1 protein-coding gene is annotated in these 8,560 nt (G+C 74.0%); it reads left to right on the top strand.

The features are described from left to right. Positions 1 to 8,560, top strand: an 8,560-nt coding sequence (locus ABD308_RS37130; RefSeq protein WP_425554953.1) for an amino acid adenylation domain-containing protein, incomplete at both ends; no start/stop codon positions are given.

The following is an 8,560-nucleotide window of genomic DNA, read 5'->3' as shown; positions in this document are numbered from 1 at the left end:
AGGTGCCGTTGTGGCTGGGTTCGGTGAAGTCGAACATCGGTCATACGCAGGCGGCGGCGGGTGTGGCGGGTGTGATGAAGATGGTGTTGGCGATGGGGCACGGGGTGTTGCCGCGGACGTTGCACGCGGAGGTGCCGTCCTCGCATGTGGACTGGTCGGCGGGTGGGGTGGAGTTGCTGTCGGAGGCGCGGGAGTGGCCGGTGGTGGGTCGGCCGCGGCGGGCGGGGGTGTCGTCGTTCGGGATCAGTGGGACGAACGCGCATGTGATCGTGGAGGGGGTCGCGGAGGAGTCCGTCCCCGCTGAAGGCCCGGTTGACGGTGTGGGTGTGGTGCCGTGGGTGGTGTCGGGTCGGTCGGTGGAGGCGTTGCGGGCGCAGGCCGGGCGGTTGGTGGAGTACCTCGCGGGGCGTGAGCCGGTCGAGGTGGGTGGTGTGGGGTGGTCGCTGGTCTCGCGGCGGTCGTTGTTCGAGCACCGTGCGGTGGTGACGGGCGCGGGTCGTGAGGAGTTGTTCGCGGGGCTGCGCGCGCTGGCCGAGGGCGGCACGGCGGACAACGTCACCGTCACACCCCCCACCACACCCCCCGAGAGCCGGCGCGGCGTCGTCTTCGTCTTCCCCGGCCAGGGCTCCCAGTGGGCCGGCATGGCACGGGAACTGCTCGCCGACTCACCGGTGTTCGAGGAACAGATCCGGGCCTGCGACCAGGCCCTCGCCCCGTACGTGGACTGGTCCCTGCTCGACGTGCTGAACGGCGTGGACGGCGCACCCGCGCTGCACCGGGTCGACGTCGTCCAGCCGGCCCTCTGGGCCGTCATGATCGGACTGGCCGCGGTGTGGCGCTCGCTGGGCGTGCGTCCCGACGCGGTGGTGGGTCACTCCCAGGGCGAGATCGCCGCCGCCCATGTCGCGGGAGCGCTGTCCCTGGAGGACTCGGCCAAGATCGTCGCCGTCCGCAGCCGGGCCCTCCTGCGCCTGGCGGGGACCGGCGGCATGACCTCCGTCGCCGCCCCGGCCGAGGAGGTGCGCGCACTGCTGGCCGGCCTCGACGGCCATGCCGAGATCGCCGCGGTCAACGGGCCCTCCTCGACCGTGGTCTCGGGCGGCCCCGGGACACTCGACCTGCTCGCGGCCCGCTGCGAGGCACGCGGGATCGTGAGCCGCCGCATCGACGTCGACTACGCCTCCCACTCCGAGGCCGTCGAGCCGCTGCGTGACCAGCTCCTGGCGGAGCTGGCCGGCATCACCCCCACGACGTGTGACATCGCCTTCTACTCCAGCGTCACGGCGACCGCCCTCGACACCGCGGAGCTGGACGCCGGCTACTGGTACGAGAACCTCCGACGGCCCATCCGGTTCCAGGAGGCCGTCCGGGCGGCGGCCGACGGCGGCCACGGATTCGTCGTGGAGTCCAGCCCGCACCCCGTCCTGACGGCCGGGATCGAGGAGACCCTCGGCGGTGAGCACGTCGTCGTGGGCTCCCTGCGCCGGGACCACGAGGCCGTACGGCGGATCCTCATGAACGCGGCCCGCCTCCACACCGGCGGACTGCCCGTCGACTGGTCCCCGTTCTTCACCGGGGCGCGGCCGGTGGAGCTGCCGACGTACGCCTTCCAGCACCGGTCCTACTGGCTGAAGGAGGACACCGCCGTCGCGGACGTGGCGTCGGCGGGCCTGGAGACGGCGGGGCATCCGCTGCTGGGCGCGGTGGTCGAGCGGCCCGACGGGAAGGGCTGGGTGTTCACCGGCCGCCTCTCGCCCACGACCCACCCGTGGGCCGGGGACGTTCCGCACGCCGTGCTGCTCGAACTGGCGCTGGCCGCCGCCGACCGGGCCGGGTGCGACCGGCTGGAGCGGCTGACCGTCGAGAGGCCCCTGCGGCCCGGACGGACCGCGACCGATGTGCAGGTCGTGGTCGAGGCGCTGGGACGCGGCCGCTGCTCGCTCGCCGTCTTCTCGCGGGCCTCCGGGGCCTGGGTCCGGCACGCCACCGGGGAACTGACCGAGACCCCGGTCGGCGCCGGGGCGCTTCCGGCCACCGCCCGGGCCGCCACCGCCACGGGTGCGGAGCACGACGTGATCCGGGCGGACGTGGAACTCCCGGACCATGCCGACCCCGTGGGGTACGGCGTGCACCCGGTGCTGCTGGCCGCCGCACTGCGACCGCTCTCCGGAACCGGTGAGCCCTCCGCCTGGTCGGGCGTCGAACTGTACGCCACCGGGGCCACCGCGCTGCACGTGTCGCTGACGCCCACCGGAGCCGGCACCGCGCGGGTGTCCGCGGTGGACGCGATGGGCGAACCGGTTCTGAGCATCGCCGAGGTGACGGTGGGCCAGGGCGACGGGCTCGCGGGCTGGGTCGAGCCCGAGATCCAGGACCGGTTGCCCGCCAGGGGCGGCGACGACCTGCTCCACCTGGACTGGACCGCACTCGGCGGCCACGCCGTCCGGACCTCCTCCGAGGACTCCTGGGGCGTGCTCGGATCCGACGGCGTGCTCGCTCTGCCCGGTGCCGTGGCGTACCCCGACCCGGCCGCCCTGGCCCGCGCGGCCGAGGTGCCCGCCACCGTGATCCTCCCCTGCCTGGACGCCGAGGGCGACGAGCGGGACGTGCCCGGCACGGCTCGTGCCCTCGCCCAGCACGTCCTGGAGGTGCTGCAGGACTGGCTGGCCGAGGGACGGCCGGCCCTCTCGCGCCTCGTCGTCCTCACCCGCGGGGCCGTCGCCACCGCCCCCGACGAGGGCGTGAGCGCGCTGTCCGCCTCGGTCCTGTGGGGTCTGCTGCGCTCCGCCCAGACCGAACACCCGGACCGCTTCGTCCTCCTGGACGTCGACGCCGACCCGGACCGCGCCATCCTGGCCGAGGCCCTCGCCAGCGGCGAACCTCAACTCGCCCTGCGCGACGGCACCCTGCTCGCCCCCCGGCTCACCCGGACGGCACCGGCCGAGATCCAGGCCCCGGTGCCGTTGGATCCGGAGGGGGCGGTGTTGGTGGTGGGTGGTACGGGGGTGCTGGGGGCGTTGCTGGCGCGTCATCTGGTGGTGGCGCGTGGGGTGCGGCATCTGGTGCTGGTGAGTCGTCGGGGTGTGGACGCGCCGGGGGCGGTGGGGCTGCGGGAGGAGTTGCTGGGGCTGGGGGCTCGCAGTGTGGTGGTGCGGGCGTGTGATGTGGCTGATCGGGTGGCGTTGGGGGTGGTGGTCGACGAGGTGTTGGCGGTGCGGCCGCTGACGGGTGTGTTCCATGTGGCGGGTGTGCTGCGGGACGGGGTGCTGGTGTCCTTGGACGCGGAGGCGTTGGGGGAGGTGTTGCGCTCGAAGGTGGACGGTGCGTGGGCGTTGCACGAGGTGACGCGGGAGCGCTGCCCGGACCTGGCGGCGTTCGTGGTGTATTCGTCGGTGTCGGGTCTGGTGGGCGGCGCGGGTCAGGCGAACTACGCGGCGGCGAACACGTTCCTGGACGCGCTGGCGCACGAGCGGTCGGCCCAGGGGCTTCCGGGTGTCTCGCTGGCCTGGGGGCTGTGGGAGCAGGAGTCCGGCATGACCGCCGGCCTCGCCGAGGGCGACCTCGGCCGTATCCGGCGCTCCGGTGTCCTGCCCCTGCCCACCGCGCGGGCCCTGGTCCTCCTCGACCTCGCGATCCGCTCGCACCGGCCCGTGGTGGCTCCCGTGCGCCTCGACGCCGCCGGCCTGCGCGAGCGCTCCACCGGCCCGGTGCCCTCCGTCCTGCGCCGGCTGGTACGCCGCCCGCGCCGGACCGCCGCCACCGGTGCCGAGCCGTCGTCCCTGGCCGCGCTCCTGTCCGGCGGCCGGGAGGACGAGCGGGGCCGCCAGCTGCTTGACCACCTGCGCGACCAGCTGCTCGACCACCCCGAGGTCTCCCACGCGATCCCCGTCCTGGTGCGGGCCGACGGCCCCGCGGGGGGAGCGGACGGCTCCGCCGGCCAGGAGCGGACCACGGACCGGGCCGGGACCAGGCTCGTGGCCTACGTTCTGCCCAGCCCGTCCCCGAAGGTGGTCCAGGAACTCCGCGACCGCCTGCCGGCCCACCTGGCGCCTTCCGAGATCCTCGGTGCCGACGAGCCCGACGCCCGGGAAGCGGTTCTCGGCGGACTCTTCGCCGAACTGCTCGGCCTCGCCTGGGTGGAACCCGGCGACAGCTTCTTCGACGTGGGCGGTCAGTCGCTCCTCGCCACCCGCCTGATCAGTCGCGTCCGCGGTGTCTTCGGCGCCGAGATCCAGCCCCGCGAGCTGTTCGAGCACCCGACCCCCGGCACCCTGGCACTCCGTCTCGGCCGGGGAACCGGGGAGCGGCGCACACCGCTCGCGCCGGTCCCCCGGCCGGACCTTCTGCCGCTCTCGTTCGCTCAGCAACGCCTGTGGTTCCAGCACCAGCTGGAGGGACCGTCGGCGACGTACAACGTGCCACTCGCGCTGTGGATGTCGGGGGAACCGGACCCGGCGGCGCTGGCGGCCGCGCTGAACGACGTGGTGGTCCGGCACGAGTCGCTGCGGACCGTCTTCGCGGAGGCGGACGGCGAGCGGTGCCAGCGGGTCCTGGCCGAGGTCCGGGTTCCGATGGAGGAACGGCTGGTCGAAACCGCCGATCTCCCGGCGGAGCTGACCGAGGCGGCCCGGTCGACCTTCGACCTGGCGAGCGAGGTGCCCATCCGGTCGTGGCTGTTCAGCACCGGCCCGTCCGAGCACGTCCTGCTCGTGGTGCTGCACCACATCGCGGGGGACGGCTGGTCCATGGTGCCGCTGGCCCGCGACCTGGCCGAGGCCTACGCGGCCCGGCTGGAGGGCGCGGCGCCGGGGTGGGAGCCGCTGCCGGTGCAGTACGCGGACTACACCCTCTGGCAACGAGACCTGCTCGGCGAGGCGGACGACCCCGACAGCCTCTTCGGCCGCCAGGTGGACTACTGGCGCCGGAAGTTGGCCGACCTCCCGGAGGAGGTGAGCGCCCCCGCCGACCGGCCGCGGCCCGCCGTGGCCTCGTACGCCGGCGACGTGACCCCCTTCACGCTCGACCCGGACCTGCACCGCGCGCTGAGCGACCTGGCCCGCGCCCACGACGCCACCGTCTTCATGGTCCTGCAGGCCGCTCTCGCCGCACTGCTGACCCGGCTCGGCGCCGGCACCGACATCCCGCTCGGCAGCGGCATCGCCGGCCGGACCGACGAGGCGCTCGACCGGCTGGTGGGCTTCTTCGTCAACATGCTGGTCCTGCGCACGGACACCTCGGGCAACCCGTCGTTCGCCGAACTCGTCGGCCGGGTGCGGGAGACCAGCCTCGCGGCCTACGCGCACCAGGACGTCCCCTTCGAGTCCCTGGTCGAGGAGATCAACCCGCACCGTTCGACCGCCCACCACCCGCTGTTCCAGGTGGCGCTGACCCTTCAGAACAACGAGCAGGCCCGGTTCCGCATGCCCGGACTCGACGTCCGCCCGGAACTCGTCAGCACCGGGACCGCCCGCTTCGACCTGTTCTTCAGCCTGACGGAGAGCCACGGCCCGGACGGCGAGCCCACCGGCGTCGACGCCTACGTCGAGTACGCCACGGAGCTCTTCGACGCCTCCACCGTCGACGCCCTGATCCACCGGTGGACCGCGTTCATGCGCGCCCTGGTCGGCGACCCCGCGGCCCCCATCGGCGAAGCGGACGTCCTCACCCCGCGGGAGCACGCGCGGATCGCCGAGTGGAACACCGGCCGCACCGACGACACCACCGGGGTGACCCTTCCGGCGCTCTTCGCGGCCCAGGTCGCCCGCACGCCCGACGCGACGGCCCTGATCTGCGACGACGTCGAACTGACCTATCGCGAGCTGGACGCACGTGCCAACCGGATCGCCCACTGGCTGCGGGCCCGGGGCACCGGTCCCGACCAGAACGTGGCCGTGCTCTACGAGCGCTCGCCCGAGCAGATCGCGGCCGTCCTCGGCGTCCTCAAGGCGGGCGCCGCCTACGTCCCCCTCGACCCCGAGTACCTCGCCGAACGGGTCGGCCACATCCTGACCGACGCCGCCCCGAAGCTGCTGCTGACCACCCGGGCGCTCGCCGACCGGCTCAGCGCCCTGCACGACGGCACCGAGACGGTGGCCACCGACGACCCCGGGACGGCCGCCGCCCTGGCCGGCCACCCCGACCACGACCCGGGCCCCGGCGTGACGCTGCGGCCCGGACACCAGGCCTACGTCATCTACACCTCCGGCTCCACCGGTGTGCCCAAGGGCGTCGTCGTCACCCATCAGGGCCTCGGAAGCATGGCGCGCACCCTGCTGCGACACTGCGAGGTCACCCCCGGCTCCCGGGTGCTCCAGCTGTCGTCGCCCGGCTTCGACGCGGCCGTCCTCGAACTGACCATGGCCTTCGCGGCCGGCGCCGCCCTCGTCCTGGGCGGCCGGGACCGCCTCGTGGGCGCCGAACTGGCCCAGGTCCTGGCCGACCGCCGGGTCACCCACGCGCTCATCCCGCCCTCCGTGCTCGGCACCCTGCCGGCCGGATCCGCCGACGCGCTCACCGGGTTCCGCACCCTGATCGTGGGAGCCGAGGCCTGCGGCACCGACCTGGTGCGCGCCTGGTCGCCGGGGCGCCGCATGGTCAACGCCTACGGCCCTACCGAGTCCACGGTCGTCGCGGCCATCAGCGAGCCGCTCACCGGCCGTGACGTGCCGATCGGACGCCCCGTCGACAACACCCGGGTCCGGGTCCTGGACGAGCGCCTGCGGCCGGTGCCTCCGGGCGTCCCCGGTGAGCTGTACCTGGCGGGCGCGGGCCTGGCCCGCGGCTACCTCGACCAGCCCGGGCTCAGCGCCCAGCGCTTCGTGGCCGATCCGTTCGGCCCGTCCGGCACCCGCATGTACCGCACGGGTGACATCGTGCGCTGGACGGCGGAGGGACAGCTCGACTACCTGGGCCGGGCCGACGAGCAGGTCAAGGTCCGCGGTTTCCGGATCGAACCCGGCGAGATCGAGGCCGCCCTGCGCGAGCAGCCCGGCGTCGCCCAGGCCGTGGTGGTGGTCCGCGAGGACCGCGACGGCGACCCGCGCCTCGTCGCGTACATCGTGCCCGAGGGCGAAGCCGCCGAGGACGACCAGGTGGACGAGTGGCGCGAGATCTACGACGACGTCTACGGCGGTGCCGGGACGGAAACACCCGGGTTCGGCCAGGACTTCACCGGCTGGAACAGCTCCTACACCGGCGGGCCGATCCCGCTCGACGAGATGCGCGCCTGGCGCGACGCCGCGGTGGGGCGCATCACGGAACGCCGGCCCCGGCGCATCCTGGAGATCGGCGTGGGCTCCGGCCTGCTCCTCGGCCCGCTGGCCCCTCAGGTCGAGTCCTACTGGGCGACCGACTTCTCCGCGCCCGTGATCGAACGCCTCACCGCCCAGTGCGAGACCGCGGGACTCGCCGACCGGGTACGGCTGCTGTGCCGGCCCGCCGACGTCGTGGACGACATCCCGGCCGAGTACTTCGACACCGTCGTCCTCAACTCGATCATCCAGTACTTCCCCGACTCCGACTACCTGGCCCGGGTCCTGGACGGCGCGCTCGGCCGGCTCGCCCCCGGCGGGCGCATCGTCGTGGGCGACGTACGCCACCGCGGCTCGCTGCGCGCCTTCCAGACCGGGATCCACCTCGGCCACGCGGCGGACGACGTCACCGGCGAGAAGCTCAGGGCGGCCGTGGAACACGCGGTGATCATGGAGAAGGAACTGGTCGTCGACCCGGACTTCTTCACCGTCTGGGCGCGGCGTCACCCCGACGCGGTGGCCGGCGTCGACATCCGGCTCAAGCGCGGCGCCCACCACAACGAGCTGACCAGGCACCGCTACGAGGTCGTCCTGCACAAGGCGGACGCGACCGTCCGGGCCGAGTCGCTCGCGACCGTGCCGGAACTCGTCTGGGGCCGTGATCTCACGAGCCTCCAGGACCTGGACACCCTCATGTCCGGGGCCGGGCCGGTCCGTCTCACCGGCCTCGTCAACAGCCGCCTGACCGGGGAGGTCGCGGCGGCGGAAGAACTCGTGCACGAGGCGTCGCCGCACCTGCTCCGCGCCCGTCTGGAGACGGGGCGGGCCGACGCGAACGCGCCCGAGGCCGTCGACCCCGAGGCCCTGCACGCGTGGGGCGAGAGGCACGGCTGCCAGGTCCTGACCACCTGGTCGCCCGGGGCGCTGGACACCATCGACGCCGTCCTCGTTCCCGGCGGACCCGCGGATGCCGTGTACACGGGCGTGCACCGTCCGGCGTACGCCCAGGACAAGCCGCTGTCGGCCCTGGTGAACAACCCCCTGGGCTCCCGGACGACCGGCCGCGTCGTGGCCGGACTGCGGGACGCCCTGCGGCAACGGCTGCCCGAGTACATGGTGCCGTCCGCCGTCATCGCCCTCGACGCGATGCCCCTCACCTCCAGCGGCAAGCTCGACAAGCGGGCCCTCCCGGCTCCCGACTACGCCTCACGGTCCGCGCGGGAGCCCCGCTCGGCGAGCGAGGCGGAGCTGTGCGGTCTGTTCGCTGAGGTGCTGGGGGTCGAGCGGGTCGGGATCGATGACGACTTCTT

This window comes from Kitasatospora putterlickiae (assembly GCF_039527695.1).
GTDB classification, from domain to species: Bacteria; Actinomycetota; Actinomycetes; order Streptomycetales; family Streptomycetaceae; genus Kitasatospora; species Kitasatospora putterlickiae.
The sequence above is the reverse complement of the archived record's forward strand: the minus strand, read 5'-3'. Positions and strand labels throughout refer to the sequence as shown.